This is a genomic window from Streptomyces sp. 6-11-2 (assembly GCF_006540305.1).
GTDB lineage: Bacteria > Actinomycetota > Actinomycetes > Streptomycetales > Streptomycetaceae > Streptomyces.
On record NZ_BJOR01000001.1, the window covers coordinates 7,421,261 to 7,446,516 of the forward strand.

The 25,256-nt window shown below is 70.6% G+C and carries 20 protein-coding genes and 2 pseudogenes; 17 read left to right on the forward strand and 5 right to left on the reverse strand.

Annotation, left to right across the window (positions count from 1 at the left end; translation table 11 throughout):
• The first annotated feature begins 36 nt into the window (after positions 1-36).
• The 5 genes from TNCT6_RS33315 to TNCT6_RS33335 all read left to right on the forward strand — a co-directional run bounded on the left by TNCT6_RS33315 (position 37) and on the right by TNCT6_RS33335 (position 6,722).
• A complete protein-coding gene (locus TNCT6_RS33315) occupies positions 37-1,452 on the forward strand; it encodes a Xaa-Pro peptidase family protein (RefSeq protein ID WP_141365043.1) in 1,416 nt (471 codons plus the stop codon).
• 48 nt (positions 1,453-1,500) lie between these two features.
• Complete coding sequence (locus TNCT6_RS33320; protein WP_141365045.1) at positions 1,501-2,400, forward strand: ABC transporter substrate-binding protein; 900 nt, start codon at positions 1,501-1,503, stop codon at positions 2,398-2,400.
• Between the two features lie 361 nt (positions 2,401-2,761).
• Entirely contained in the window at positions 2,762-3,205 is a 444-nt protein-coding gene (locus TNCT6_RS33325; protein ID WP_141365047.1) for a TrmB family transcriptional regulator, read from the forward strand.
• Entirely contained in the window at positions 3,205-3,861 is a 657-nt protein-coding gene (locus TNCT6_RS33330; RefSeq protein ID WP_141365049.1) for a helix-turn-helix domain-containing protein, read from the forward strand. The genes TNCT6_RS33325 and TNCT6_RS33330 overlap by 1 nt, the downstream gene beginning before the upstream one ends.
• Before the next feature lie 161 nt (positions 3,862-4,022).
• The gene (locus TNCT6_RS33335) at positions 4,023-6,722 is read left to right on the forward strand and encodes a M4 family metallopeptidase (protein ID WP_141365051.1); all 2,700 of its coding nucleotides are present in this window, start codon (positions 4,023-4,025) and stop codon (positions 6,720-6,722) included.
• On the opposite strand, the gene TNCT6_RS33340 is transcribed toward TNCT6_RS33335, so the two are convergent.
• Positions 6,719-7,675, reverse strand: a complete 957-nt coding sequence (locus TNCT6_RS33340) for an EamA family transporter (protein ID WP_172633134.1) — start codon at positions 7,673-7,675, stop codon at positions 6,719-6,721. The two genes, TNCT6_RS33335 and TNCT6_RS33340, sit on opposite strands and share 4 nt — an antisense overlap.
• 40 nt (positions 7,676-7,715) lie before the next feature.
• Between TNCT6_RS33340 and TNCT6_RS33345 the strand changes: the two genes are divergently transcribed.
• The 5 genes and pseudogenes from TNCT6_RS33345 to TNCT6_RS33370 all read left to right on the forward strand — a co-directional run bounded on the left by TNCT6_RS33345 (position 7,716) and on the right by TNCT6_RS33370 (position 14,036).
• Positions 7,716-8,243, forward strand: a complete 528-nt coding sequence (locus TNCT6_RS33345) for a MarR family winged helix-turn-helix transcriptional regulator (RefSeq protein ID WP_141365055.1) — start codon at positions 7,716-7,718, stop codon at positions 8,241-8,243.
• 154 nt (positions 8,244-8,397) lie between these two features.
• Positions 8,398-8,856 (forward strand): DUF6174 domain-containing protein, encoded by a 459-nt coding sequence (locus TNCT6_RS33350; RefSeq protein ID WP_141365057.1) that lies wholly within the window; start codon positions 8,398-8,400, stop codon positions 8,854-8,856.
• A 393-nt stretch (positions 8,857-9,249) separates the two neighbouring features.
• Positions 9,250-9,375: pseudogene (locus TNCT6_RS41970) on the forward strand (IS630 family transposase); the annotation flags it as partial.
• Between the two features lie 162 nt (positions 9,376-9,537).
• On the forward strand, positions 9,538-12,993 hold the full coding sequence (locus TNCT6_RS33365) for a ThuA domain-containing protein (protein WP_141365059.1): 3,456 nt from the start codon (positions 9,538-9,540) through the stop codon (positions 12,991-12,993).
• 137 nt (positions 12,994-13,130) lie between these two features.
• Positions 13,131-14,036: a sugar phosphate isomerase/epimerase gene (locus TNCT6_RS33370; RefSeq protein ID WP_141365061.1), complete on the forward strand. Its 906-nt coding sequence runs from the start codon at positions 13,131-13,133 to the stop codon at positions 14,034-14,036.
• Between the two features lie 617 nt (positions 14,037-14,653).
• Here TNCT6_RS33370 and TNCT6_RS33375 read toward each other — a convergent pair.
• From TNCT6_RS33375 to TNCT6_RS33385, 3 genes are read right to left on the reverse strand one after another with little or no spacing between them, the layout of a single operon-like run.
• Positions 14,654-15,496, reverse strand: a complete 843-nt coding sequence (locus tag TNCT6_RS33375) for an ABC transporter ATP-binding protein (RefSeq protein WP_141365063.1) — start codon at positions 15,494-15,496, stop codon at positions 14,654-14,656.
• A complete protein-coding gene (locus tag TNCT6_RS33380; RefSeq protein WP_141365065.1) occupies positions 15,493-16,512 on the reverse strand; it encodes an ABC transporter substrate-binding protein in 1,020 nt (339 codons plus the stop codon). The genes TNCT6_RS33375 and TNCT6_RS33380 overlap by 4 nt, the downstream gene beginning before the upstream one ends.
• A gap of 37 nt (positions 16,513-16,549) precedes the next feature.
• Positions 16,550-17,413, reverse strand: a complete 864-nt coding sequence (locus TNCT6_RS33385; RefSeq protein ID WP_141365067.1) for an ABC transporter permease — start codon at positions 17,411-17,413, stop codon at positions 16,550-16,552.
• A gap of 270 nt (positions 17,414-17,683) precedes the next feature.
• On the opposite strand from TNCT6_RS33385, the gene TNCT6_RS33390 reads away from it, so the two are divergent.
• The gene (locus TNCT6_RS33390; RefSeq protein ID WP_141365069.1) at positions 17,684-18,724 is read left to right on the forward strand and encodes a LacI family DNA-binding transcriptional regulator; all 1,041 of its coding nucleotides are present in this window, start codon (positions 17,684-17,686) and stop codon (positions 18,722-18,724) included.
• Between the two features lie 135 nt (positions 18,725-18,859).
• Positions 18,860-20,032 carry a mandelate racemase/muconate lactonizing enzyme family protein gene (locus tag TNCT6_RS33395; protein WP_141365071.1) on the forward strand — a complete coding sequence of 391 codons (1,173 nt, stop codon included), beginning with the start codon at positions 18,860-18,862 and terminating at the stop codon, positions 20,030-20,032.
• 71 nt (positions 20,033-20,103) lie between these two features.
• On the opposite strand, the pseudogene TNCT6_RS41275 reads toward TNCT6_RS33395, so the two are convergent.
• A pseudogene (locus TNCT6_RS41275) lies at positions 20,104-20,334 on the reverse strand (MarR family transcriptional regulator); the annotation flags it as partial.
• 112 nt (positions 20,335-20,446) lie between these two features.
• Between TNCT6_RS41275 and TNCT6_RS33405 the strand changes: the two are divergent.
• The 5 genes from TNCT6_RS33405 to TNCT6_RS33425 all read left to right on the forward strand — a co-directional run bounded on the left by TNCT6_RS33405 (position 20,447) and on the right by TNCT6_RS33425 (position 25,233).
• Complete coding sequence (locus tag TNCT6_RS33405) at positions 20,447-21,700, forward strand: MFS transporter (RefSeq protein WP_141365074.1); 1,254 nt, start codon at positions 20,447-20,449, stop codon at positions 21,698-21,700.
• Positions 21,701-21,737: 37 nt separating this feature from the next.
• Complete coding sequence (locus tag TNCT6_RS33410; RefSeq protein ID WP_141365076.1) at positions 21,738-22,562, forward strand: aldo/keto reductase; 825 nt, start codon at positions 21,738-21,740, stop codon at positions 22,560-22,562.
• A gap of 105 nt (positions 22,563-22,667) precedes the next feature.
• Positions 22,668-23,462, forward strand: coding sequence for an SDR family NAD(P)-dependent oxidoreductase (locus tag TNCT6_RS33415; protein ID WP_141365078.1), 795 nt, complete (start codon positions 22,668-22,670; stop codon positions 23,460-23,462).
• Between the two features lie 215 nt (positions 23,463-23,677).
• Positions 23,678-24,085 carry a YciI family protein gene (locus tag TNCT6_RS33420; protein ID WP_141365080.1) on the forward strand — a complete coding sequence of 136 codons (408 nt, stop codon included), beginning with the start codon at positions 23,678-23,680 and terminating at the stop codon, positions 24,083-24,085.
• An 8-nt stretch (positions 24,086-24,093) separates the two neighbouring features.
• Positions 24,094-25,233 carry an RNA polymerase sigma factor gene (locus TNCT6_RS33425; protein ID WP_216372863.1) on the forward strand — a complete coding sequence of 380 codons (1,140 nt, stop codon included), beginning with the start codon at positions 24,094-24,096 and terminating at the stop codon, positions 25,231-25,233.
• Positions 25,234-25,256 lie beyond the last annotated feature (23 nt).

Here is a 25,256-nt window from a genome sequence, read left to right on the forward strand (position 1 = left end):
TCGACGCCGTTGGAGCCACAACAAGGGAGGAAAGAGATGAGACAGTACAGCGTCCCGGTCGACTACCGTCGCATGGAGTCGCTCCTGCGCGACTTCGAACCCAGCTTCGAGTTCGAACCGGCCGAGCAGATCACCGAAGGCGAGTACGCCGACCGCATCGAACGGATCCGGCGGGACGCCACTGTCGCCGGATACGACGCGACTTTGGTGCACAGCAGCCTGGTGGGCTGGTACCACACGTCCAACCCGTTCCTGCGCTACATCTGCGACTGGATGCGCGAGGGAGTGCTGGTCATACCGACCGACGCCGACCAGCCGCTCGAACTGCTGTCGTTCTGGACGGAGTCGGCCGTCGTACCGCCGGGTGGCGAACCGCTGCTGGTGGGTGAGATCTGGCAGATCTCACCGTTCGGCCGCGAGAGCGTCAACCGGCCCGGTTCGCCCCTCGGCAAGACGGTGGAGGCCTGCGCCGCGGTCCTCCGCCGTCTCGGAGCCGAGGGCGGCCGGATCGGCACCGTGGGCGACGACACCGCACGGACCTTCTGGACCGCGCTCGGCGAGGCCATGCCGACGACCGGCTTCCAGGACGCGACCGACATCGTGCTCAGGATGCAGCGCGTCCGCTCGGCCGCCGAGATCGCGATCATCAGGTCGGCCGGCCAGCTGATCGACATCGGTTACGAGGCCGCCTGCCACGTCACCCGCCCGGGCGTCACCGACTACGAGGTCTACGCGGCCTTCTCCTACGCGCAGATGGCCAGAGGCGGGGAGACCGGCGACGGCTACCAGATCGGCGTCAACCGGTACGGGACGCACTGCGGAAAGCCCTACGGCCACGTCGTACAGAACGGAGACCTGCTCAACCTCTACATCTCCAACGTCACCTATCTCGGCTACTGCGCCCAGGCCGCCCGGATGATGGTGATCGGCTCCGCCACGGCGAAGCAGGAGGAAGTGCTCGAGATGACGGTCGACGCCGTTCGCCGTGCCGAGCAACTCATCAAGCCGGGCGTCAGGTTCAGCGACCTGCACGACGCGGCGTTCGACGCCTACGTCGAGCGCGGCTACCTGGCCTCCAAGGAGACCAGGACGATGCCGTTCAACTGGGAGGCCATGCCGGACGGTTCCCCCCGGCGCGTGCGGCGCGAATACGTGCCGGACGCGGACTGGGAGGCCCAGGGCCGCCGGCTGATGCACGTCTATCCCGCGGCTCCGGGGCCGCACAACCCGAACCTCGGTCACGCCATCGGGATGCCGAAGCTGCCGCAGTACAACGTGGCGTCCCACAACACCGACCGGATGGAACCGGGGATGGTCTTCGTCCTCCACGCGCAGTGGGTCGACCCGCTCGTCGCCGGCTCCAACCTCGGTGACCTCTACGTCGTGACGAACGACGGCTTCGAGAACCTCACCTGCCGCACCAGTGTCGAACCGTACCGGGTCACCGCGTAGTTCGGCCCGCCACTCCCCGCACACCAACAACCAACACGGAGCGAATCAGTGGAAATCCTGAACGTCAGCGCGACCGCCCACGGCTCCAACTACCTGCCCGAGTACGTCGCCCGCGAGCACGGCATCTTCGCCGACCACGGGCTGAAGGTCCCCTCCCAGCCGCGCAGCCCGTGGGACGGTGTCATGCACGACCTCGCGGACGGCACCGCGGACGTCGCGCTCGGCGGCCTGTGGGTGCCGGCGATGTACGCGGGCAACGGCCGTGACTTCGTGGCGGTCTGCCAGCTGAACGACCGCTTCCCGATGAGCATCGTGACCCGGGAACCGATCGCGGGCTTCGAGCTGTCCTGGCTCACCGGCAAGACCGTTCTCGCGCCGGGGCAGGGAGGCACCGCGCCGGCGGAGTTCACCCGAGGACTGATGCGTGAGGCCGGGCTCGATCCGTGGCGGACGCGCTTCGCGCACGACCTGTCCACGCAGATGCTGCGTGAGCTGTTCCTCGGCGGGCTGGGCGACGCGTTCATCGCCGACCTCGGCACCGCCACCGAACTGGAGCACGCCGGTCAGGGCCACATCGTCTACCGGCACGCGGAGCGCGGCGGACGGATGCCGAACAGCGTCTACTACGTCCTGCGGGAACGTCTGGAGGAACTCACCCCGAAGCTCATCCCGTTCGTCCGGTCGATCGACCGGGCCATGGGTCTGCTGCGTACCGGGGAAGCCGGCGACCTGGGTTCGCTGTTCAGCAGCGAGTGGCCCGGAGCGGACCCCAAGGTCCTCGCCGAGGTCACCGCGGAACTGGTGGAGAACGGGACCTGGGCCACGGTCCGGGTGGACCGTGACGCCTGCGACCGGTGGACAGGGATCCTGCACGACGCCGGACTGACGTCGGCGCCGGTCGCCTACGAGTCGATCGTGGACACCCGGGCGATGGACGCGGTCGCGTAAGAAGCAGCCGGATCCGGGGGCGGGGGCTGTGCCGGGCCGGCCGCGGCCGGGACGGCGGACGGCACCGCCGGGTGCGGAACGGACGTTCCGCACCCGGCGGTCGTCGGTGTGTTCTCTGTGTGGTGTCGGCCGTTTCACGGTCCTGCTCCTGTGCGACCCAGCCGGGCGGCGGGCTGCCCGGTCCGGGTGGATACCCTGACCACCGTCAACGACGAAGCAGGACAACAGGGGTGGGGCGGGACACGGTGGTGGCGGGCAAGGAACCAGGCAGGGCGTTCGCTGGAATCGCCGACGGGATGCCGGCCGGAGCGGACCGCCCTCGTGCGGCGAGTTCCGGGAACGCCCCGACAAGGGACGGGCGTTGAGGAACGACGGCGTACATCCGCCGGGCGGCGCCTTTGCCGGACCGGACCCCACGGACGCGTCCCTGCTCACCCAACTCGGCCTGAGCCCCCGGGAGAGCGCCGTCTACCGGCTCCTCGTCGACCGGCCCGACAGTGATCCCGACGCGCTGGCAGACCTGTCGACGGGGCGGCCCGCCGAGGTGGCGCGCGCCCTCGACATCCTGGTCGAGCGCGGCCTGGCCAACGCCGACCGCACCGACGAGAGCCCCCCGCGCTACCGCGCCGCCTCGCCGGTGCTCGCCCTCGGCCCGCTCCTCGAATCCCGCCGCACCGCCCTGCACCGCGTCGAGCCCTCGTCGCCGACCTCGCCGAGCGGCACCGCTCCGCCCAGGCCCATGCCACGGGCGCGCCCATCGAGGTGCTGTCGGGTGCCGCGGCGATCCGGCGCAGACTCCTGCTGATGCAGGGCCAGGCCGTCGGCGAGGTGTGCACCATGCTGCCGCTGCGACGGGTGCCCGCGGTCCTCACCTTCGAGGACAACCACAACGAGGTCGAGCACGAGATGGCCCGGCGCGGGGTCGTCATGCGCAGCGTCATCGAGCGTGACTGGCTCGAAAGTCCCGAAACCGCTTCCGTGTTGGCCTCCTACGTGGCCGAGGGCCAGCACATCGTCGTCGCCGACAAGGTGCCCGTCAAGCTGATCATCGTCGACAGGCGCATCGCCCTGCTGCCCCTCGACCCGGAGCGCGAGGGCGAACCCGTGGCGCTCGTCGTGCACCGCACCGGGCTGCTCACCGCGCTCGGTTCGCTCTTCGACGAGTACTTCGAGAAGGGCTGGCGCCTGCGCGCCTCCGGCACCGGCCCCGGCCCGGAGGGTCCCGGCAAGTCCCTGCTCGACGCCGTCGACCGGCAGATCGTCGCCCTGTTGCACGTCGGCCTCACCGACGCGGCCATCGCCCGCCAGCTCGGCATGGGCCACCGTACCGTCCAACGCCGCCTGCACGCCCTCATGGTGGAGGTCGGCGCCGCCACCCGCTTCCAACTGGGCTGGCACGCCGCCCGGTCCGGCTGGCTGGACGAGACACCCGCGAATCCATTGGAATCCCACCACGGTTGAGGCGCGTTTGCGCCACGGCATATTTGCGTCGGGGCTGATCCCTTGTACGCGGAACGGGCCGTACCGAACCATCGAGCTCACCGAACGCGTGGGACCGTGCACCCCGCGTACAGGTGCGATTTCACGTATCCGTGCAAGATGGAGAGGTTCCCGTGTTCCCCATGAGGACAAGAGGTCTCCGCCGGGCTCTGGCCACCGGAGTGGTCGTCGCGGCCACCGGAGCGTCGCTGCTGGTCACACCGGCCTGGGCCGAGGACGGGGCACCGCAGCCCGCGAACGTCACCGCCGGCCGGGTACCGGTGGCGCCGGCCATGACCGAGGGCCTGGACAAGGCCACCCGCAAGGGGACGCCCGCCGAGGCGGCCCGCGCGCACCTCAAGGCCCATCAGGACAAGTACAGGGTCCCGGTCTCCGACCTGCAGACCCTGAAGACCACCAAGGTCGGCAAGCAGTCCACGGTCCGCTTCCGGCAGAAGCACGACGGGGTGCCGGTCTTCGGCGCCGAGTACGCGGTGCAGACCGAGCCGGCCGACGGCGGCCAGAAGGTCCTCTCCGCCACCGGCACGCTGTACACCGGCCTCACCGTCTCCACCACCCCGAAGGTCACCGAGGCCACCGCCAGGCAGCGGATGTTCTCGCTGGACTCGCGCCTGGGCACCGTCCGGGGCGCCAAGACCGCCGAGCACGGCCTCGTCGTCCTGCCCAACTCCCATGGCGGCACGCTGACCTGGCACTTCACCGTGACCGGCGCCAGGGCTGACGGCAGCCCGGTGCGCCAGGAGGTGTATGTCGACGCGAACGTCGGCGGCATCACCCTGTCGTACAACAACATCGACGCGGCCGACGCCGCGCCCGTGACGGCGACGGGCGTGCGCGTGGACGGCAGCGAGGTGCAGCTGAACGCCAACCAGGAGGCGGACGGCTCGTACACCCTGGCCGACTCCACCCGCGACATGTACGCGCGGACCGGCGGCCAGATACGCACCTACGACGCGCAGCGCAAGAACTACACGCTCGTCGCGGGTGGCCCGGTCACCGACGACGTCCCGCTGGTGAAGTCCTCCACCGGCCGCTTCGACGGCGCGAACACCACCTCCGGCGCGGTCGACGCCCACGTCAACGCCGCCAAGGTCTACGAATACCTCAAGAACCAGCTCGGCCGCGACGGCGTCGACGGCAAGGGCGGCAGCATCCACTCGGTCGTCAACGTCGCCAGCAACGGCTCGGACTACGCCAACGCCTTCTGGGACGGCTCCAAGATGGTGTACGGCCACATGAACGGCGTGCCGCTGTCGGTGGGCCTGGACGTGGTCGGCCACGAGATGACGCACGGCGTGACCGAGCACGCCGCCGGACTCGTCTACCTCAACCAGTCGGGAGCCCTCAACGAGGCCATCTCCGACTACTTCGGCAATGCCATGGAGACCGCCGACAAGGGCATCGCCATGAGCGACCCCACGTCCGGCCTCGTCGGCGAGTACCTCTGCAACGGCACCAAGCCGCTCGCGGACTGCGCCCTGCGCGACCTGAACGACGGCCGCAACGCGCAGAAGGACTTCCTGCCCATCACGCTCGACATCGACAACGGGGGAGTGCACTCCAACTCCACCATCGTCGGCGGCGCGCTGTGGGACATCCGCAAGAACATCGACACCAAGCTCGCGGACCAGATCATCTACCGGGCCGCGGAGAACTACCTCACCCCGCTGTCCGGCTTCACCGACATGCGCAACGCGGTCACCCTCGCCGCCAAGTCCATGAAGGTCTCCACGGCCGACCTCGCCGCGATCGACAAGGCCTTCGACACCCACGGCATCGAGCAGGGCTGGGAGCGCAAGGGCGGCACGCACGACGCCACCACCATCGGCGCCAACGTCCTGCCCGCCTACGAGGTCTACGGCGGCGTCGACGAGCAGGCCGCCCAGATCAAGGGCGACGTCTACGCCATCAGCCACGGCGACGCCATCGCCTGGGACCAGGGCGGCGCCGCGTTCGGCATCACCGTGGGCCGCTTCTCCAAGCACCCGCAGCACGAGCTGGCCCAGAAGGACACCTACCTGCTCGACCCGTCCCTCGACAGCGACCGCGTCGTCTTCACCCGGATCGCCGCCGACGGCGTCGGCATCTACCAGTCCGGCGACAAGGGTCAGGGTGAGATCAAGAAGCTGGTCGACGAGCCGGGCGTGGACGAGACCGAGCCGGTCACCGAGAACGGCGCCCTCGCCTACATCCGCACCACCTCCGACGGCGAGCAGGACGTCATGCTCCGCAAGGCCGACGGCACCACGGTCAACGTGACGCCCGAGCCCGGCACCCAGGCCTCCCACCTCGCCATGAAGAACGGCACCATCGCCTGGGCCGGCGGCGACGGCACGTACCTCTACCTCTACGACATCGCCACCGGCACCACGCAGAACAAGCGGATCGGCGGCTTCCTGTTCAACTACATCTCGGACATCCAGCTCACCTCGGACCGTGTCTTCTACCGTGTGACGAACGGCTTCCTGATCCCGAGCACCACGCTGGGCTCGGCGCCGGTCAACGACGTGACCCAGATGGCGAACCTGCGCTACCCGTCGAGCCTCTACGCCGCCCAGTTCTCCGTGAACGACAACTACCTGGCGTACTCGACGTACAGCATCTGGGGCGCCCTCGGCTCCTGGGACGGCCCCACCAAGGTGAAGGTCGCCAAGACCTCCGACGTGCTGGCCGGCCTGAACGACTTCAGCCGCGTCTCCTGCTCCTCCGGCTCGCAACTGGCCCCGTCCCTCGGTGACGGCCGACGCGTCGTCTGGCTGGACACCACGGCCGCCACGACGGACGTCGTGACCCGCGAGACGTTCGCCAACACCTGCGCCTAGCCTCTGTGGCAGTACGGCGCTGAGGGCGGCCACCGCTGCGAGCGGTGGCCGCCCGCGTCATGCCGATCGTCCGGTCGGGGAGGCGCCTGACCGCTGCCGCGTCGACCCGCGCGCGTGGGCCGGCCCAGGACGACTCCGACCAGGACGAGTACCAGCCCGCACAGTTGCTGGACCGTCAGCACTTCCCCGGCGACCGCTGTGCCGAGCAGTACACCCGTGACGGGGTTGAGCAGTCCGATCAGTCCCACTGTTCCCGCGGGCAGGTGCCGCAACCCGGTGAACCAGGCGGTGAAGGCCAGAGCGGTGGAGACCAGGGCGACGTAGCCGAAGGCCAGGAGTGCCGGTGTGTGGAGCGCGGGCGGAGGGCCCTCCGCAACCGCGGCGACCGGCAGCAGGAACAGGCCTCCGGCGGTGAGCTGCCAGGCGGTCGAGGCGAGCACGTCGGCACTGGCGCTCCACCGCTTGGCCAGGATGTGGCCGAAGGCCGACACGAGCATGGCGGCGGCCGAGGCGAGGATCCCGGGCACGCTCATCCCTCCCACCCCCGTGAGCAGCATGAGACAGACTCCGCCGAGCCCGATCGCGGCGCCGGCCAGGTGTGAGATGCCGGGCCGCTCGGAGACCAGGGCCCAGGCGATGAGCATCATCGCCAGCGGGGACACCGCCATGACGGTCGAGGCGACGCTCGTCGGCAGCAGCTGGGAGGCGGCGTAGACGAGCACGAAGAACACGCTCACGTTGAGCAGCCCGAGCAGGGCGGACCGCCACCACCAGGCGCCGTGTGGCCGCTGCCGGCACAGGGCCAGCAGGGCGAGGCCGGCGGGCAGTGCCCGCAGGGCGGCCCCGAAGAGCGGGCGGTCGGCCGGCAGGAACTCGCGGGTGACGAAGTAGTTGGTACCCCAGGCCACCGGAGCGACCGCGGTCAGTGCCACCCAGCGAAGATTAGTTTCCATGGAAGGCAATATAGCTTCCATGGAAGCTAGTATGGTGTCCATGGACGATCCGCAACCGCTGGACCGCGTGGCCCGCATCCAGGCCGACTGGCGCCGCGAACGGCCCGACGTCGACGTCACCCCGCAAGGAGTGATCGGCCGGCTGCACCGCCTGGCCGACCGGCTCACCGAGGAGCTCTGTCTCGTCTACGGCCGCTACGGTCTCGGCGAGGGAGAGTTCGACGTCCTGTGCGCACTGCGCCGCGCCGGCGAGCCCTACGCAAGGGCACCCGGTGAACTCGCCGCGTACACCATGGTCACCACCGGCGCGATCACGAAGAGAGTCGACCGTCTCGAACAGGCCGGACTCGTCACCCGCCGCCGTTCCGGCGACGACCAGCGCGGCCGGATCGTCGCCCTCACCTGCGCCGGACGCGAGCTGATCGACCGCGCCTTCACCGACCACATGCGCAACGAACGCCGGCTGCTGGATCTGCTGACGCCCACCGAGGCCGAGGCGCTCGAAACGCTGCTCACCACCTGGCTCGCCCGCATGGAGGATCCGCGCCCTTCCGGCGACGGCGAATGACCCGCCGCGTCCCGGACGGCCGGTGGTGTCCGCCGGCTCGGGCATCGGAATGTCTCCGGGCGGCCTGGACCGACCGTCGTGCCCGCTCCGGGGCTGGAACCGAATCAACGGTGACACCGTCGAAGGGCCGACTGAGCTACGGAGAGGCCCCTGCATGACGAGAATCCGCACGCACCTGCTCGTCGCGTCCGCTGGGCTTGTCCTCGCCGCGGTCGGCTGCGGGACAGGGCCGGCACCGACCGCCGAAGGGGCTCCCCAGGTAGAGCCGGTCCGATGGTCCGAACCGGACCGGTACTCCTTCCGGCTTCTCTCCGAGTCCGGAGAACGGGGTGACCTCGGGGACTACCGGATCACGGTGGAGAACGGCAAGGTCGTCAAGGCGATCGGCCTCGACGAGTCGGCGCGGCGTACCGTCAAGGACAATCCACACAACGTCCCGACCCTGGGCGGTCTCCTCACCCAGGTCCAGGAGGCGCGCGCAGATCACGCCGAAGTCGCGCACACGGTATTCGCCGCAGACGGCCACCCCACCGAGGTCCACATCGACTGGCGGAAGAACGCCGTCGACGACGAGGCCGACTACTACGTCACTGAATACCGCGAACTCCCCTGACCGTGTGTGACGAGGTCCCGGGCCCCGCCGTGGGCCTTCGGCCGTTCCTGGTCCGACACGGACCGGGGATTCTCGGCGGGCGAGCTGTTCCCCTCGTCCTCCTGGAGGGTGATCCGGGCTGTTGCTCGCGTTTCGGCTTCGCGTCCGGTGGTGGCCCGGGCTTCCGAGAGCCGTCCCTGCGAATCCCGGACGGTGCCTTCCCGGCCATCAGGCACCCTGAGTACGAGCCATGGATGACGGGGACGCTGGTCCATGCGGAGCCGTTCCGGCGGCATGACGCAGTCGGCCTCCGTGACCTCAACGCACAGTGACCCGAGCGCCGATACCCCCCTTGAGAAATGATGCGCCGTTCGGATGCCGGTCCAGGCGGCGCGGTGTCGCCGGGCTCAGTGGCTGGCAGAACGAGTACGCGTCCGCGAGATCGAGGACGACGAGGGCAGGCGCCTGCCGCGGACCCTCCGCAGGGGTACTGGGGCGGCGGTGACCTGGCGGCGGGCACGGATGGTGCCGCTGTCCGCCCTCACGCACGCTCCCGCCGTCCCGGCGTCTCTGCTCGCACACAACACACGTACCGTCCGGCCCCGTTGACCGCCCCGCGAAGGGAACCTACTCTGAGCGGCGCAACTCAGTAAGCGCTTTCCATGTCCCGTAGGCAGTTTTCTCACTCGCACCGGGAGCGCCATGAGTCCACTGGTCCGCAGCACTCGGTCCCCCCTTCCCGTCCTCGCCGTACTCCTCGCTCTCCTTCTCGCCTGGGCCGTGGCCGCGTCGCCACCGGCGCACGCCGACCCGCAGTTCCGGGTCCTGGTCTTCTCCAAGGTGACCAACTTCCGTCACGACTCGATCCCCGCCGGTGTCGAGGCGATCAAGAAGATGGGAGCGGAGAACAACTTCGAGGTCGAGGCGACCGACGACTCGGCTGCCTTCACCGCCGCCAACCTCTCCCGCTTCCAGGCGATCGTGTTCAACAACACCAACTCCACGCCGGAGTCCGGCGACCTGCTCGACGCCGACCAGCGCGCCGCTCTCCAGACGTACATCCGCGGTGGTGGCGGCTGGGTCGGCCTGCACTCGGCCTCCGCCAGCGAGCGCGACTGGGACTGGTACGGGGACCTGGTCGGCGCGGTCTTCGACCAGCACCCGGCCGTCCAGACCGGCCGGATCAAGGTGCTCGACCAGGCGCACCCCTCCACCGAGGGACTCCCCGACCTGTGGGAGCGCACCGAGGAGTGGTACAACTGGCGCCTCAACCCCACCGGCAAGGTCCACACGCTCGCGCAGATCAAGCAACGTGACGGCATCACCGGCCTGACCCAGGGCGTCGACCATCCGTGGTCCTGGTGCCAGAACTACGACGGCGGCCGGTCCTGGTTCACCGCCGGCGGCCACGACCCCTCCGCCTTCTCCGAGCCGCTGTTCGTCAAGCACCTCCTCGGCGGCATCGAGTGGGCGGCCGGGGCCAGGCCGGGCGACTGCTCCGCCACCAAGACCGGCAGTTTCCAGCGCAGCCCGCTGGTCACCGACGGCCTGGCCGACCCGTTCGAGCTGGCCGTCGCGCCCGACCGCAGGGTCTTCTTCATCGAGCGCACCGGCAAGCTGAAGGTCGTCGACCAGGAGAACCTGAAGGTCACCACCGCCCTGGACTTCGAGTACACCCCCGAGATGACCAGCCAGTCCGACGGACTGCTCGGCCTCACCCTGGACCGCCACTTCGCCGACAACAACCGGCTGTACCTGCTCTACTCGGACAAGACCGAGAAGCACCTCAACCTCTCCCGCTTCACCGTGTCCGGCTCCACCGTCGACCCGGCGTCCGAGAAGCGGCTGCTGACGATCCCGACCTGGCGCGGCGAGGGCCGGGCCAACTCGCACATGGCGGGCTCACTCGCCATGGACACCAAGGGCAACCTGTACGCGGCGACGGGCGACAACACCGACCCGTTCGAGTCCGATGCCTTCGCCCCGATCGACGAGCGCGAGGGCCGCCGCGCCTGGGACGCGCAGGGCACCGCGGGCAACACCAACGACCTCCGTGGCAAGGTGCTGCGCATCCACCCGGAGGACGACGGCACGTACACCGTGCCCGAAGGCAACCTCTTCGCGCCCGGGACGGACAAGACCCGCCCGGAGATCTACGTGATGGGTATGCGCAACCCGTTCCGGATCACGATCGATCCGCACGACGACGCGCTGATGATCGGCGACTACGGTCCGGACGCCAAGGCGGAGGTGCCCGACCGCGGCCCCGAGGGCACGGTCGAGTTCAACCGGGTCACCGAGGCCGGCAACCTCGGCTGGCCGTACTGCATCGGCGACAACATCCCGTTCAACGACTACGACTTCGCGACGAAGACGTCCGGCCCGAAGTTCGACTGCGGCGCGCTCGTGAACGACTCGCCGAACAACACCGGCCTGCGCGAACTGCCGCCCGCCCAGCCGGCGGTGGTGTCGTACGCGTACTCCGCCTCGAAGGACTTCCCCGAGCTCGGCGCGGGCGGCGGCGGCCCGATGGGCGGGCCCGTCTACGCGTACGACAAGGACAACCCGTACAAGGCCAAGTTCCCTGCCTACTTCGACAAGAAGTGGTTCACCTACGAGCTGACGCGTCAGTGGTTCAAGACCTTCTCGTTCCAGCAGCAGGACCAGTCCTTCGAGAATTCCCGCTTCCCGGACGCCGAGAAGGGCGACCTGCTGTCGATCAATTCCGTCTTCGCCGACATGAAGTGGAACCAGCCCTTCGAGGCGGAGTTCGGCCCCGACGGCGCCCTCTACGTGATCGACTTCGGTCTCGGCAGCGGAACCGGACGCGGCGGCAGCAACGAGGGGTCGGGCATCTACCGCATCGACTACGTCCAGGACGGACGGCTGCCGACCGCGAAGGCGGCGGCCGGCCCGGACAACGGTCCCGCGCCGCTGACGGTGAAGTTCTCCAGCGAGGGGTCGGGCGTGCCGGACGGGAAGCCCGTGACGTACGCCTGGGACTTCGACGGGAACGGGACCGTCGACTCGACCGAGGCCAACCCCACGCACACCTACCGCGACAAGGGCGTGTTCACCGCCCGCCTCACGGTCACCGGGCCCGGCGGGCTGGAGGCCGCGGCGGTGAGGGAGATCACCGTCGGCAACACCCGGCCCGAGGTGACGATCCAACAGCCGCCGAACGGCGGGATGTTCGCCTTCGGTGACACCATTCCCTTCCGGGTCAAGGTCAAGGACCCGGAGGACGGCACGATCGACTGCGAGCGTGTGGTCGTGCAGTCCCAGCTCGGCCACGACACGCACCTGCACCCGCTGGACAACTACACCGGGTGCGAGGGCGAGATCGTGACCGACACCGGTGACAGCCACGGCCCGGGCCAGAACCTGTACGCCGGGGTCAGCGCGCAGTACGAGGACAAGGGCGCCCCGGGAGCACCGGCCCTCACCGGCTCCGCGGCGCTGACGCTGCGTCCCACGTTCCGCGAGGCCGAGCACTACACCGCCACCGGCGGCGCCAACGGCGGCGTGCAGATCGGGGACCGGGCCGACGCCTCCGGCGGCAAGCGGCTCGTCGAGGTCGAGGACGGCGACTGGATCAGCCTCGACCCGGTTCACCTGAAGGGCATCGACTCGGTGACCGTCGGCGCGGCGTCCGGCGGCATCGGCGGTGACGTGGAGTTCCGGGCGGGCTCGCCCACCGGCAAGCTCCTCGGCACGGCCCACATCCCGAGCACCGGTGGCTGGGGCAACCTCGTCTCGCCGACGGTCGATCTGGCCGACCCGGGCGGGACGACGAAGCTGTACGTCGTCTTCCGCAACCCGGAGTGGACGGCCGACAAGGCGGACCTGCTGGCTCTGGACTGGCTGCACTTCAACGGTCCCGGCGTCCAGCGGCGGCCCGCGGGCAGCGTGGCGGTCACGGCCTCGCCGTCGCAGGGCGCCGCGCCGCTGGCCGTGTCGTTCAAGGGCACGGCGAGCCTTCAGGCCGGGCGGACCGTGAAGTCCTACCACTGGGACTTCGGTGACGGCAGCAAGACGGCGGAGACGGCGACGGTCCAGCACACCTACGCCCGCAAGGGCAGCTACACCGCCCACCTCACCGTCACCGACGACAAGGGACACACGACAACAGGAGCGCTCCGGATCAGCGTGAGCTGACGGTCCGGAGCGTGCGGCCCGTACGGCCCCCACCGCACAAGGCCACACGGCAACCAACCTTCTTCGCTCCCCACCAACCCACCGCTCATCGGAGGCGACAGGACATGGACGGCGCACAACGGCACGCAACGCGCACCATGGGATCGACGTCCGCGCACGCGCCCGGACCCGGCCGGCGGTTGTTCCTCGGCGGCCTGCTCGGCGCCGCGGCGGCAGCGGCGACGGCCGGCACGGCGAGGGCGGCGACCGGCCCCGCCGCGAGCGCCTCGGCCGGGACCGGGCAGACGCGGCGGATCCCGCCGAGCGCGATCGGCATGCACCTGTACACCATGCGCGACCCGCTGGCGCGGGACTTCGAGGGCACCCTCGAGGAGTTGGCGGCCATCGGCTACGCGACCGTCGGAGTCAGCGGCCGCCACGGGCACAGCGCCGCCGACATACGGCGGATGCTGGACGCGACGGGCCTGAAGGCGGTCCTCGAACACGTCGGATACGAAACGGTCACCGGCAGCGGTCTGCCACAGGCCCTGGAGGACATCCGTACGCTCGGCGGGAAGTGGATCGTCGTACCGAGCCTGCCGAACTCCCTGCTCTCTCCGGATGGCTACCGGGAGGCCGCGCGCAAGCTGAACCAGGCGGGGCTGACGGCCCGCGGGGCCGGGCTGAAGGTGCTCTTCCACAATCACGAGCCGGACCACAGGACGGTCAACGGGCAGACGCTGTACGACATCCTGCTCGCGGAGACCGATCCGCACCTCGTCGGCTTCGAACTGGACCTGTACTGGGCGGCGAAGGGCGGTGCCAAGGACCCGGCCGACTACTTCACCGAGAACCGGCACCGCTTCCCTGCCCTGCACGTCAAGGACATGGCCCCGGACGGCGACTTCGCCGACGTCGGCTCCGGCGTCCTGGACTTCCCCCACATGTTCGGCTCGGCGCGACGAGGCGGCGTCAAGCAGTGGCTGGTCGAACACGACAACCCGGTCGACCCCTTCGCCTCGGCCCGCACCAGCTACGAATACCTGCGGAACGTGCGCTTCTGACCCGCGGCCCGCGACCCCGTGGCCTGTCCGGTCCAACTCCCGGCGGACCACGGGGCGTCGCCGTTCCGGCCGCAGAGGGTTCGCTTCCCCGCCCGGCTGCGAGACGGAGCCCGGCGACGGGCCGGTGTCGCCGCGGCCGGTGCCCGCTCGTCGTACGACCGGCCGGCCGTCCTCACGGCCGAAGAGCCCGTCGGCGGGGGCCGTCGGGACGACGAGCCCGGCCGGGGTGCCACGGCTGGTCTCACCATGGTGTGGATTCCGCGGTGCGCCGGACCTTGGCCCCAGCGGTCCCGAGGGCTGCTCGCCGCGAGAGCCGGGCCGGAACCGAAGCCGGCTCCGGCCCGGGCGGCTCGGTCCACACCTGCGGCGCGTGCGCCGGAACGGATCGGCTCACCCCGCTCGTCGACGACGACCCGGCCGGGGACCGCAAGCCGTCACGCCCGCTCCGGACCGGGCCGCCCGCGTGGCCGCGGCCCGTACACCGCCGACGGCCCGTGCATACGTGCCGCACCGGTCCGGCCTGCCCGTCGCGTCCCCCGTCGCACAAGGGGCGGTGCCTTCGGCAGCCGAGGCCGAAGGCACCGCCGGGTCGTGCCGGGGCGGACGCCCGGCGCCCCTCAGTCGGCCGCCGAGGCCGCGCCCAGCAGGGTTCGGACACGGGCCGTGGCGCGGCGGAACTCCGGGCGGCTCATGGTGTCGGTGTAGTCACGTTCCGGCGGCAGACCGACGTCGATGACCTCGGTGATCGTGCCGGGCCGTGCGCTCATCACCGCCACGCGGTCCGCCAGGTAGGCCGCTTCGGAGATCGAGTGGGTGACCAGCAGGACGGTGGTGCCGGTCTCCCGCCAGATGCGGTTCAGTTCGACGTTCATCTGCTCGCGGGTGAGCGCGTCGAGGGCGCCGAAGGGCTCGTCCATGAGCAGCACCGGTGGCTCGTGCAGCAGCGCTCGGCACAGCGCCACGCGCTGCTGCATGCCGCCGGACAGTTCGTGCGGGTAGGCGTCCTCGAAGCCGGTCAGGCCGGTCATCTCGATGAGTTCGGCGGCACGGGCGCGGGCCCGGTCGGCGGACATCTTCCGCATCTCGGCCTGGAGAAGGATGTTCCGCCGGACCGTGCGCCATTCGAGCAGCGCGGCACGCTGGAAGACGTACCCGATGTCGGGGCGGGGCGCGGTGACGTCCTCGCCGTGCAGCCGGACGGCGCCCGAGGACGGCCGCAGCAGGCCCGCGACGAGCTTGAGCAGGGTCGACTTGCCGCACCCGGACGGTCCGACGATGGCGACGAACTCACCTGGCGCGACGTCGAGCGAGACTTCCCGCAAGGCGGTGACGTCCCTCTTCTTCGTACGGAACCGCACCTGCACCGCGTCGAGTTCGACGGCCGTGGACGACTCGGCGGCGGACGGCTGCCGGCCGGCGTCCGCCCGCGGCGTGCGGATGGTCTTCTCTGCCACAGTCATCCCTTCGGGGCCGCGCTGGTGTCCCAGTACTCCGAGACCGGCTTGGCGTTGCGGACCATGCCGACCTGGGCGAAGAGGTCGACGGTCTTCTGCCAGTCCGCCTCGGTGTTGACGCCCGGGGCCCTGCCCTGGGTGGCGTCGGTGTGCAGCAGGGTCAGCGTGGTGGCGAACTGGTCGGACAGAACCTTCTCGGGGGGCAGTTGGCCGGATGCGCCCGCCATCGAGGCGACGGCGGGACCCGGACTCTTCTCCGCCGCGGCCCACGCCTCGCTGGTGGCCTGGGCCATGCGCTTGGCCAGGTCGGGATCGCTCGTGAGGGTGCGCTGCCCGGCGATCAGGCCGTTGGAGTAGAAGTTGAGCCCATGCTCGGAGAAGCGCAGGTAGGAGACCTTCTTGCCGGCCTTGTTCTGCATGGTGGGGCCCTGGTCGCTGGCGTATCCGAGCAGGGCGTCGGTCTGGCCGGAGATCACCGCGGCGATCTTGCCGGCCGGGTCGGTGTTCTGGATCTTCACGTCGGACTCGGCGATCCCGTTCTTCTCGAGGAAGACCGGGAAGGTCCTGGACAGGGCGTCACCGGCGGTTCCCGCGATCGTCCTGCCCTTGATGTCCGAAGGTTTGTCGATGCCCTTGTCGGCGAAGAACTGCACGGACGCCGGGGTGGTTTGAAGGAACACGCCCAGGCTCTTGACCTTGACTCCCTGGTCCACGCCCGCGAGGACGGCCGGGGTGTCCGCCCAGCCGAAGTCGGTCTGCCCGGCGGCAGTGGCCTGCACGGTCTTCTGCGAGCCCTGTCCGGCCCGGATCTGGAGGTCGATGCCGTGCTTCTCGTAGATCTTCTGCTGCTTGCCGTAGTAGAACGGCGCGTGCTCGCCGTAGGGATACCAGTTCAGCGTGAGCGTGACCTTGTCGAGTTCCTTGCCCGACGCGCTCGTGGTCTTGTCCGAGCCCTCGCCGCCGCAGGCGGTGGCGAACAGCAGCAGCGGGACGAGGACGGTGGGCAGTCTGCGCAGGTGCATGGTTCGGCCCTTCTCGGAGCGGGAGCGGGAAGTTGCCTCAGTACGCGGTGCTGACGGCGTCGCCCCGGCGGCTGGCGTGCCAGGGGAGCAGGAGCTTCTCGGCGATTTCCACGATCACGAAGAGGACGACACCGATCAGCGACATCACCAGGAGTCCGGCGAAGAGCATCGGGGTGTCGAGATTGCCGTTGGCCTGGAGGATCACATAGCCGAGACCTTCGTTGGCACCGACGAACTCGCCGACGACCGCACCGGTGACCGCCAGCGTGACGGCCACCTTCAGACCGGAGAACAGGTGCGGGAACGACGCCGGGAAGCGGATCTTGACGAAGGTCTGCAGCGCGCTCGCGCCCATGGTCTGGGAGAGCTGGATCATTTCGGGGTCCACCGACTTCAGGCCGGTCACCATGGAGATGACCACCGGGAAGAAGGCGATGAGCACGGCGATGAGGATCTTCGGCGCGATACCGAAGCCCAGCCACACCACGAACAGCGGCGCGATGGCGATCTTCGGGATCACCTGGGCGAACAGCAGGATGGGATACAGCGTCCTCTCGACGGTCGACGAGTAGACCATCGCCACGGCCGCGAGGACGCCGACGCCGACCGCGATCACAAAGCCCAGCAGTGTCTCGTACGTGGTCACCCAGCTGTGGTGCCAGAGGTAGCCGCTCTTGGTGGCCATCAGGTCCAGGGTCGCGCCCGGCGACGGCACCAGGTAGGACTCGACCAGGTCGGCGGCCGAGACGGCCCACCAGGCGACGAGGCAGACGAGGAGCAGGGCGAACGGCCGCCATGCCCGCTCGACCGCTTCGCCGAGCCGTTCGGCCGCGCCGCGCTGCGCGCGCTCTTTGACTCCCGCCGGGGGAGCGGGAGTTCGGCGGATGGCGCTCTGGCTCATGAGTGAACTCCTCTGACGTCGGGTTGTGCCGGGAAGGAGTCGCAGGGGGTTGGTGAAACGCCTGGTAGTATCGGAAAACGCTTCCAGAAAGCGCTTTCTGCTATGCTCTGCCACGTTAGGGACAGCGCGTACGAATGGTCAATAGGGCGTCAAGAGGTTTCCGGACCTCGGCGCGCCCGTGGCCCTGTGCGATCTGGGGGTGCCGTGAACCGACCCGTAAGCCGAGACAACGCGCCTGTACCCGACCGGCCCGAACGGGCACGGGCGCACGTGACCCTGGACTCCGTCGCCCGTACCGCCGGGGTCTCCGCGGCCACCGCCTCGCGGGCACTCAACGGCACCGCACGGGTGCGCGAGGACCTGCGCGAACGCGTACTGCTCGCCGCGGAGCACCTCGGCTACATCCCCAACGCCCATGCGCAGGCGCTCGCGAGCGCCCAGAGTTCCGTCGTCGGCGTCATCTGCCACGACGTCGGCGACCCGTACTTCTCCGCCATCGCCAGTGGCGTGATGCGCGCCGCCGCCGCCCGGCACCTCATGGTGATGCTGGCGAGCACCTTCCGCGAACCCGCCCGTGAGGTCGCCTACGTCTCGACGCTGCGCGCCCACCGCGCCCGCGCCATCCTGCTCATCGGCTCCGGCTTCGAGGACGCGGACTGGGAGCGGTCGATGGCCGCGGAACTCGGGCCGTACGTGTCCGGCGGCGGCCGGGTCGCCGCCGTCAGCCGCCACCGCAGCCTGCGGGTGGACACCGTGCTGCCGGAGAACCGGGCCGGGGCGGCGGAACTGGCCAGGGCCCTGATCGGTCTGGGGCACCGGGAGTTCGCGGTGCTGACCGGGCCGCCGTCACTGACGACGGTCGCCGACCGGCTGCGGGGCTTCCGCGACGCGCTGGCCGAGCATTCGATCCGGCTGGCCGCCGACCAGGTGGTCGAAGGCGCGTTCACCCGTGAGGGCGGGTACGCCGCGACCGCCGAACTGCTCGCCCGGGGCCTCAGGGCGAGTTGCGTCTTCGCCGTCACGGACGTGATGGCCGTGGGAGCGTTGGCGGCACTGCGCGAAAGCGGGCTCCGGGTACCGGAGGACCTGTCGCTCGCGGGCTTCGACGACGTACCGATCGTCCGGGACCTCACCCCGCCGCTGACCACGGTCGCGCTGCCGCTCGCACGGATGGGGGAGACCGTCCTGGACCTGGCGCTGCGCGAGCCGCGGGGGCGGCGCTCGCGCGTGGAGCGCATCGCGGGCGAGGTCCTGCTGCGGGGCAGCACAGCCCCCTGGCGGGGTCGCACGGTGCCGCCGGGACGGGGGTGACGTCGCGCGCCCGGCCGCCGACCGGCTGCTGGGCCGCGCACGTACTCCAGAGCCGCCCACCGACTGCCCGGTCGCACGCCGGCCCCGGCTCGTAATGGCAAACCACTTCAGTCACTTCAGACGGAAGGACCGCCCATGACACCGCTTCGGCTCCCGCTCGGCGACCTGACCATCGACCGCGTCACCACGTACGCCGTCGCCCTGCCCACCCGGCGCTCCTTCGGAGTCTCCGGCGGCGCGGTGGCCGTGGCCGGCCGGCCCAGCATCCGCGTCCTGGTACGGGTCGACGCCGACGGTGTGCACGGCTGGGGCGAGGCGACGCCGATCCCCGCGTGGACCTACGAGACCGCGGAGTCGATCGTCACGACCGTCGACCGCTACCTCGCGCTGGCGATCCTCGGGCGTCCGGCCTGGGACCTCGGCGGCGTGGACGCCGCGTTCGACCGGGCCGTCAACCGGGGCTTCACCATCGGTGCCCCGCTGGCCAAGGGAGCGGTCGACGTCGCGCTGCACGACCTGCTCGGCCGGGCGGCCGGCGTGCCGCTGGGGACGTTGTGGGGGCAGCGGCGCCGGGAGACGATCGAGCTGGGCTGGGTCGTCTCCGGCCAGTCGCCGGCGGAGGTCGGCGACAGCGTGGCGGAGGGCGTGGACGAGGGCTACCGGGCGTTCAAGGTGAAGGTGGGGCTGCACGACGAGGAGACGGACGCGGCCGTGGTGGCGGCCGTGCGCGAACACGCCCCGGCCGGAGCCCCGTTGTGGGTGGACGCCAACCAGGCGTACACCGTGCCGGCCGCGCTGCGCATGTCCGCCCGCCTGGCCGGCCTCGGGGTGACCGCCTTCGAACAGCCGCTGCCCGCCAACGACATCGCCGGACTGCGCAGGCTCCGGGACTCCTCACCGATCCCGGTCGCGCTCGACGAGAGTCTGCGCCATCCCACCGACCTGGCGACGTTCGTCCGCCTCGAAGCTGTCGACATCGCCATCGCCAAGGTGCAGCGCAGCGGCGGGCTCACGCTCTCTCGGCGGCTGTGCGCGCTGGCCGAGGACTGCGGCGTGCAGCTCATGGGGTCGGGGCTCACCGACTCGGACGTCGGCCTCGCCGCCTCGCTGCACCTCTTCGCGGCCTACGGGCTCGACACACCCGTTGATCTGAACGGCCGTCAGTTCGTCGAATCGCCCTACGCCGGGCCGACGGTGACGATCGAGAACGGGACGGCGCGGGTACCCGACGGTCCGGGGCTCGGCGTCGAGGTCGACGACACCGCGGTGCGGAAGCTGGCTGTGGACGTCCTCGAACAGAGGCCCTGAGCCGGATCGGGTACGGGACCCCTTCGTAGCGTCATCGCAGGCGGCGCCAGGTCATACCGGCCGGACGCCGCCCTGCGTCGCTGAACGGCGTGGACCAGGGGTGCGAGCACGGGGTCGGTGGCCGCCTGGTCGAGGGCCTCGCGCGGGGCCGCGTCGCGGGTGGGGCGGGCCTCCTCCAGCAGACGCAGGCCGTCGTCGGTGACCTCGGTGCAGATGTCGCGGCGGTCGACGGGGCACAGGTGGCGCGAGGGCGCCCCGTGGTCCTCCAGCCGGGTCACCTGCCACGTGGTGGCGCTCTGGCTCCGACCAGCCACTCACTCTACCTGCGTTTGCCGTTAGCCAGCGTGTGCAATTATTGTTTGCGCGCGTAAGGCGCTTGCGCAATCTGACTTTGTACGTCAAAGGACCCTCGTCATGCCGCTCGCACTGCTGGCCCTGGCCATAGGGGCCTTCGGAATCGGCACCACGGAATTCGTGATCATGGGGCTGCTGCCCCAGGTCGGCGCGGACCTCGGCGTGTCCGTACCGACGGCCGGCTTCCTGGTCACCGGCTACGCCCTCGGCGTCATGATCGGCGCACCGATCATGACCGTCCTCGGCACCAGGATCTCCCGCAAGAACATGCTCATGCTGCTCATGGGCCTGTTCATCCTCGGCAACTTCATCTCCGCCGTCGCCCCGGTCTTCGCCGTCATGCTGATCGGCCGCGTGGTGGCCTCGCTGGCCCATGGCGCCTTCTTCGGCATCGGCTCCGTCGTCGCCGCCGAACTGGTGGCCCCCGAGAGGAAGGCCGGCGCCATCTCCATGATGTTCACCGGCCTGACCGTGGCCAACGTCGTCGGCGTACCCCTGGGCACGTACGTGGGCCAGAACGCCGGCTGGCGCGTGACCTTCCTGCTCGTCGCCGCCCTGGGCGTACTCGGCCTGGCCGGCGTGGCCAAGCTCGTACCCGACCTGCCCAAGCCGGAGGGAACGCGGCTGCGGCACGAGGTCGCCGCCTTCAGGAACACCCAGGTCATCTTGGCCATGGCCATGACGGTCCTCGGCTTCGGAGGCGTGTTCGCCGCGATCACCTACATCGCTCCGATGATGACCGAGGTCGGCGGCTTCGCCGGATCCTCCGTCACCTGGCTGATGGTGGTCTTCGGGCTCGGCATGGTGGCAGGCAACCTGATCGGCGGCCGTTTCGCGGACCGCAAGCTCATGCCCATGCTCTACACCGCGCTGGGCGGCCTGGCACTGGTCCTGCTGCTGCTCACCTTCCTGGCCTCCAGCAAGACGGCGTCCGTCGTGGCCGTCTTCCTCATCGGCGCTCTCGGCTTCGCCACCGTCCCGCCGCTCCAGAAGCGCGTCCTCGACCACGCCCACGGCGCGCCGACGCTGGCCTCGGCGGCCAACATCGGCGCCTTCAACCTGGGCAACGCCCTGTCCGCCTGGCTCGGCGGCCTGGTGATCTCCGCCGGCCTCGGCTACACCGCGCCCAACGCCGTCGGGGCCGTACTGGCCGCCGCCGCCCTGGTCCTGGCCGTCATCTCGCACCGGCTCGAACCGCGGCCCACCCGCATCACCGTGGTTTCCGCCCCGGCGAACGCCGACCTCGCCGCGGCCACGGACCCCACGGCCGCCCACCCCGCCGCTCCCGCAGCCGCGCGAGCCGTCCGCTCCTGATCCCCCCACCCAGCAGTACCGAGGAAAGGAACCCCTCATGACTTCCGTGCCGAACGTGACGCTCAACAACGGTGTGATCATGCCCCAGTTGGGCTTCGGTGTCTTCCAGGTCCCCGACGAGGAGACCACCGCCGCGGTCACCAGCGCCTTGGAGGCCGGCTACCGCAGCATCGACACCGCGGCGGTCTACGGCAACGAGCGCGGCGTCGGCAAGGCCATCGCCGCCTCCGGCCTGCCCCGCGAGGAGCTCTTCGTCACGACCAAGCTGTGGAACGAGGACCAGGGCCACGACCGGGCCCTGGCCGCTTTCGACGACTCCCTGGACAGGCTCGGCCTCGACCACGTCGACCTCTACCTCATCCACTGGCCCACCCCGGCCCGCGACCTGTACGTGGAGACCTACAAGGCGCTGGAGAAGATCCTCGCCGACGGGCGTGCCCGCGCCATCGGCGTCTCGAACTTCCAGATCCCCCACCTGCGGCGGCTCATGGAGCACACCGGGATCACCCCGGCGGTCAACCAGGTGGAGCTGCACCCCGGCCTCCAGCAGACCGCGCTGCGCGCCTTCCACGCCGAGCACGGGATCGCCACCGAAGCCTGGAGCCCCCTGGCCCAGGGCGCGGTCCTCGGGGACCAGGCGATCGTGCGAGTCGCCGAGGCGTATGGCGTAACCCCGGCGCAGGTCGTGCTGCGCTGGCACCTCCAGACCGGCAACATCGTGATCCCCAAGTCCGTCACCCCCGACCGCATCCGGCAGAACCTCGACGTCTTCGGCTTCGAGCTCACCGACACCGACATGGCCGCCCTCACGGACCTCGACCGCGGTCTGCGCACCGGCCCGGACCCCGACACCCTCAACTGACCCCGTACGTCCCCGGGTACCCGTCCGCCGCGGACGGGTACCCGGGGATCCGCGGGCATCGACACCGCCGCAGCAGCTTCACAGCCTCAACGACGGGAACGCGTCATGCAGATCGATCTCTCCGGCCGCACTGCCCTGGTCACCGGCTCCACCCAGGGCATCGGCCACGCCATCGCCACCGGCCTCGCCCGCGCGGGCGCCCGCGTCGTCGTCAACGGCCGCGGCGAGGAGCGCGTCGCGGCGGCCGTCCGCACCGTACGCGCCGACTCCGGCAGCGACGACGTCACCGGCGCCGCGGGCGACCTGGCGACGGAGCAGGGCGCCGCCGCCGTACTGGAGGCCGTGCCCGCGGTCGACATCCTCGTCAACAACCTCGGCATCTTCGGCTCCGCCGCTCCTCTTGAGATCGACGACGCCGAGTGGCGCCGCTTCTTCGAGGTCAACGTCCTCTCCGCCGTCCGGCTCATCCGCGCCTTCCTGCCCGGCATGAAGGAACGGGGCTGGGGGCGCGTCCTCAACCTCGCCAGCGACTCGGCCGTGGTCATCCCCGCCGAGATGATCCACTACGGCATGACGAAGACCTCGCTGCTCGCCGTCACCCGTGGGTTCGCCAAGGACGCCGCCGGTACCGGCGTCACCGTCAACTCCGTCATCGCCGGACCGACCCACACCGGCGGCGTCGAGCGATTCGTCCGCGAGCTCGTCGGCGACGAGCTGCCCTGGGACGAGGCGCAGCACGAGTTCATGGTCAAGCACCGCCCCCAGTCCCTGCTGCAGCGGCTCATCGAGCCCGAGGAGATCGCCAACATGGTCGTCTACCTCGCCTCGCCCCACGCCTCCGCCACCACCGGAGGTGCCCTGCGGGTCGACGGCGGCTACGTCGACTCCATCCTGCCCTGAGCCCGGCGCCCGGGCGTGATCAAGCCTGTGGCCTGGGTGCCACGTCCAGGGCGAGGACGGGCTCGACGGGTTCCAGCAGCACCGGGAGCTCCACACGGGGCTCGTCCATGAGAACCCGAAAAAGTTCCGACGACGATGTCGAGAACCCGTGACCGGCTCCGTCCCCGGGGTGAGTGCGACGACAATGGGTCGCATCAGTACCGAGGAGAACCACCATGGCGAAGTACCTGCTGCTCAAGCACTACCGAGGCGCTCCGGCCGCGGTCAACGACGTGCCGATGGACCAGTGGACGCCGCAGGAGATCTCGGCCCACGTGCAGTACATGAACGACTTCGCGGCCCGGCTCGAGGAGACCGGCGAGTTCGTCGACGGTCAGGCGCTCGCCCCCGAGGGGGCGTGGGTCCGGTACGACGGTGAGGGGCGCCCGCCGGTCACCGACGGCCCGTTCGCCGAGACGAAGGACCTCATCGCCGGCTGGATGGTGATCGACGTCGACAGCTACGAGCGCGCCGTCGAGCTGGCCGGAGAACTGTCGGCCGCCCCCGGAGCGGGCGGGAAGCCGATCCACGAGTGGCTCGAGGTGCGCCCGTTCCTGACCACGCCGCCCACCATCACGGAGTGACCTCACCAGTGAACGAGGCCCTGCTCCGGAGCCTCACGCCGAGCGTGCTCGGGATCCTCGTCCGCCGCGGAGCCGACTTCGCGGCGGCCGAGGACGCCGTGCAGGACGCGCTGGTCGAGGCCGTCCGCGTCTGGCCGGCCGGCCCTCCGAGGGACCCCAAGGGCTGGCTGGTCACCGTGGCCTGGCGCCGCTTCCTCGACGCGACCCGCGCGGACGCCGCCCGCCGCCGACGGGAGGACCTCGTCGACGAGGAGCCGGCGCCCGGGCCCGCGCCCGCGGTGGACGACACGCTCCAGCTCTACTTCCTGTGCGCCCACCCGTCGCTGACGCCTTCGTCGGCGGTCGCGCTCACGCTGCGCGCCGTCGGCGGGCTGACCACCCGGCAGATCGCCCAGGCCTACCTGGTGCCCGAGGCGACCATGGCGCAGCGCATCAGCCGCGCCAAGCGCACCGTCTCCCGCGTACGGTTCGACCAGCCCGGCGACGTCGCCACCGTGCTGCGCGTCCTCTACCTGGTCTTCAACGAGGGCTACTCCGGCGACGTCGACCTCGCCGCCGAGGCCATCCGGCTCACCCGGCAGCTCGCGACCGCGATCGACCACCCCGAGGTGGCGGGGCTGCTCGCCCTCATGCTGCTCCACCACGCCCGGCGCGCCGGCCGCACCGCGCCCGACGGCAGCCTGGTGCCGCTCGCCGAGCAGGACCGCGGCCGGTGGGACACCGAGTCCATCGCCGAGGGCATCGAGATCCTGCAGACGGCCCTCGCTCGCGACCGGCTGGGCGAGTTCCAGGCCCAGGCCGCCATCGCCGCACTCCACGCCGACGCGCCCACCGCCGAGGAGACCGACTGGGTCCAGATCGTCGAGTGGTACGACGAGCTCACGCGTCTGACAGACAGCCCGGTCGTCCGGCTCAACCGCGCCGTCGCCGTCGGCGAGGCCGACGGTCCGCGCGCCGGCCTCGCGGCACTCGCGGCGCTGGACGACTCACTGCCCCGCCACGCGGCGGTCGCGGCGTACCTGCACGAACGCGACGGCGACCTGACAACGGCGGCCCGGCTGTACGCCGAGGCGGCCCACAAGGCCCCCAACCTCGCCGAACGCGACCACCTGACACGCCAGGCCGCCCGGCTCAACGCGCGCCGGTGAGCAAGCGCTGCACGCAGTGCCGG

Bases quoted from the DNA above. Each gene is read 5' to 3' on its own strand.
- TNCT6_RS33315 (WP_141365043.1), top strand. From the start codon at position 37: ATGAGACAGTACAGCGTCCCGGTCGACTACCGTCGCATGGAGTCGCTC.
- TNCT6_RS33330 (WP_141365049.1), top strand. From the start codon at position 3,205: ATGCAGGGCCAGGCCGTCGGCGAGGTGTGCACCATGCTGCCGCTGCGA.
- TNCT6_RS33335 (WP_141365051.1), top strand. From the start codon at position 4,023: ATGAGGACAAGAGGTCTCCGCCGGGCTCTGGCCACCGGAGTGGTCGTC.
- TNCT6_RS33340 (WP_172633134.1), bottom strand. From the start codon at position 7,675: ATGGAAACTAATCTTCGCTGGGTGGCACTGACCGCGGTCGCTCCGGTG.
- TNCT6_RS33345 (WP_141365055.1), top strand. From the start codon at position 7,716: ATGGACGATCCGCAACCGCTGGACCGCGTGGCCCGCATCCAGGCCGAC.
- TNCT6_RS33350 (WP_141365057.1), top strand. From the start codon at position 8,398: ATGACGAGAATCCGCACGCACCTGCTCGTCGCGTCCGCTGGGCTTGTC.
- TNCT6_RS33365 (WP_141365059.1), top strand. From the start codon at position 9,538: ATGAGTCCACTGGTCCGCAGCACTCGGTCCCCCCTTCCCGTCCTCGCC.
- TNCT6_RS33370 (WP_141365061.1), top strand. From the start codon at position 13,131: ATGGGATCGACGTCCGCGCACGCGCCCGGACCCGGCCGGCGGTTGTTC.
- TNCT6_RS33375 (WP_141365063.1), bottom strand. From the start codon at position 15,496: ATGACTGTGGCAGAGAAGACCATCCGCACGCCGCGGGCGGACGCCGGC.
- TNCT6_RS33380 (WP_141365065.1), bottom strand. From the start codon at position 16,512: ATGCACCTGCGCAGACTGCCCACCGTCCTCGTCCCGCTGCTGCTGTTC.
- TNCT6_RS33385 (WP_141365067.1), bottom strand. From the start codon at position 17,413: ATGAGCCAGAGCGCCATCCGCCGAACTCCCGCTCCCCCGGCGGGAGTC.
- TNCT6_RS33395 (WP_141365071.1), top strand. From the start codon at position 18,860: ATGACACCGCTTCGGCTCCCGCTCGGCGACCTGACCATCGACCGCGTC.
- TNCT6_RS33405 (WP_141365074.1), top strand. From the start codon at position 20,447: ATGCCGCTCGCACTGCTGGCCCTGGCCATAGGGGCCTTCGGAATCGGC.
- TNCT6_RS33410 (WP_141365076.1), top strand. From the start codon at position 21,738: ATGACTTCCGTGCCGAACGTGACGCTCAACAACGGTGTGATCATGCCC.
- TNCT6_RS33415 (WP_141365078.1), top strand. From the start codon at position 22,668: ATGCAGATCGATCTCTCCGGCCGCACTGCCCTGGTCACCGGCTCCACC.
- TNCT6_RS33420 (WP_141365080.1), top strand. From the start codon at position 23,678: ATGGCGAAGTACCTGCTGCTCAAGCACTACCGAGGCGCTCCGGCCGCG.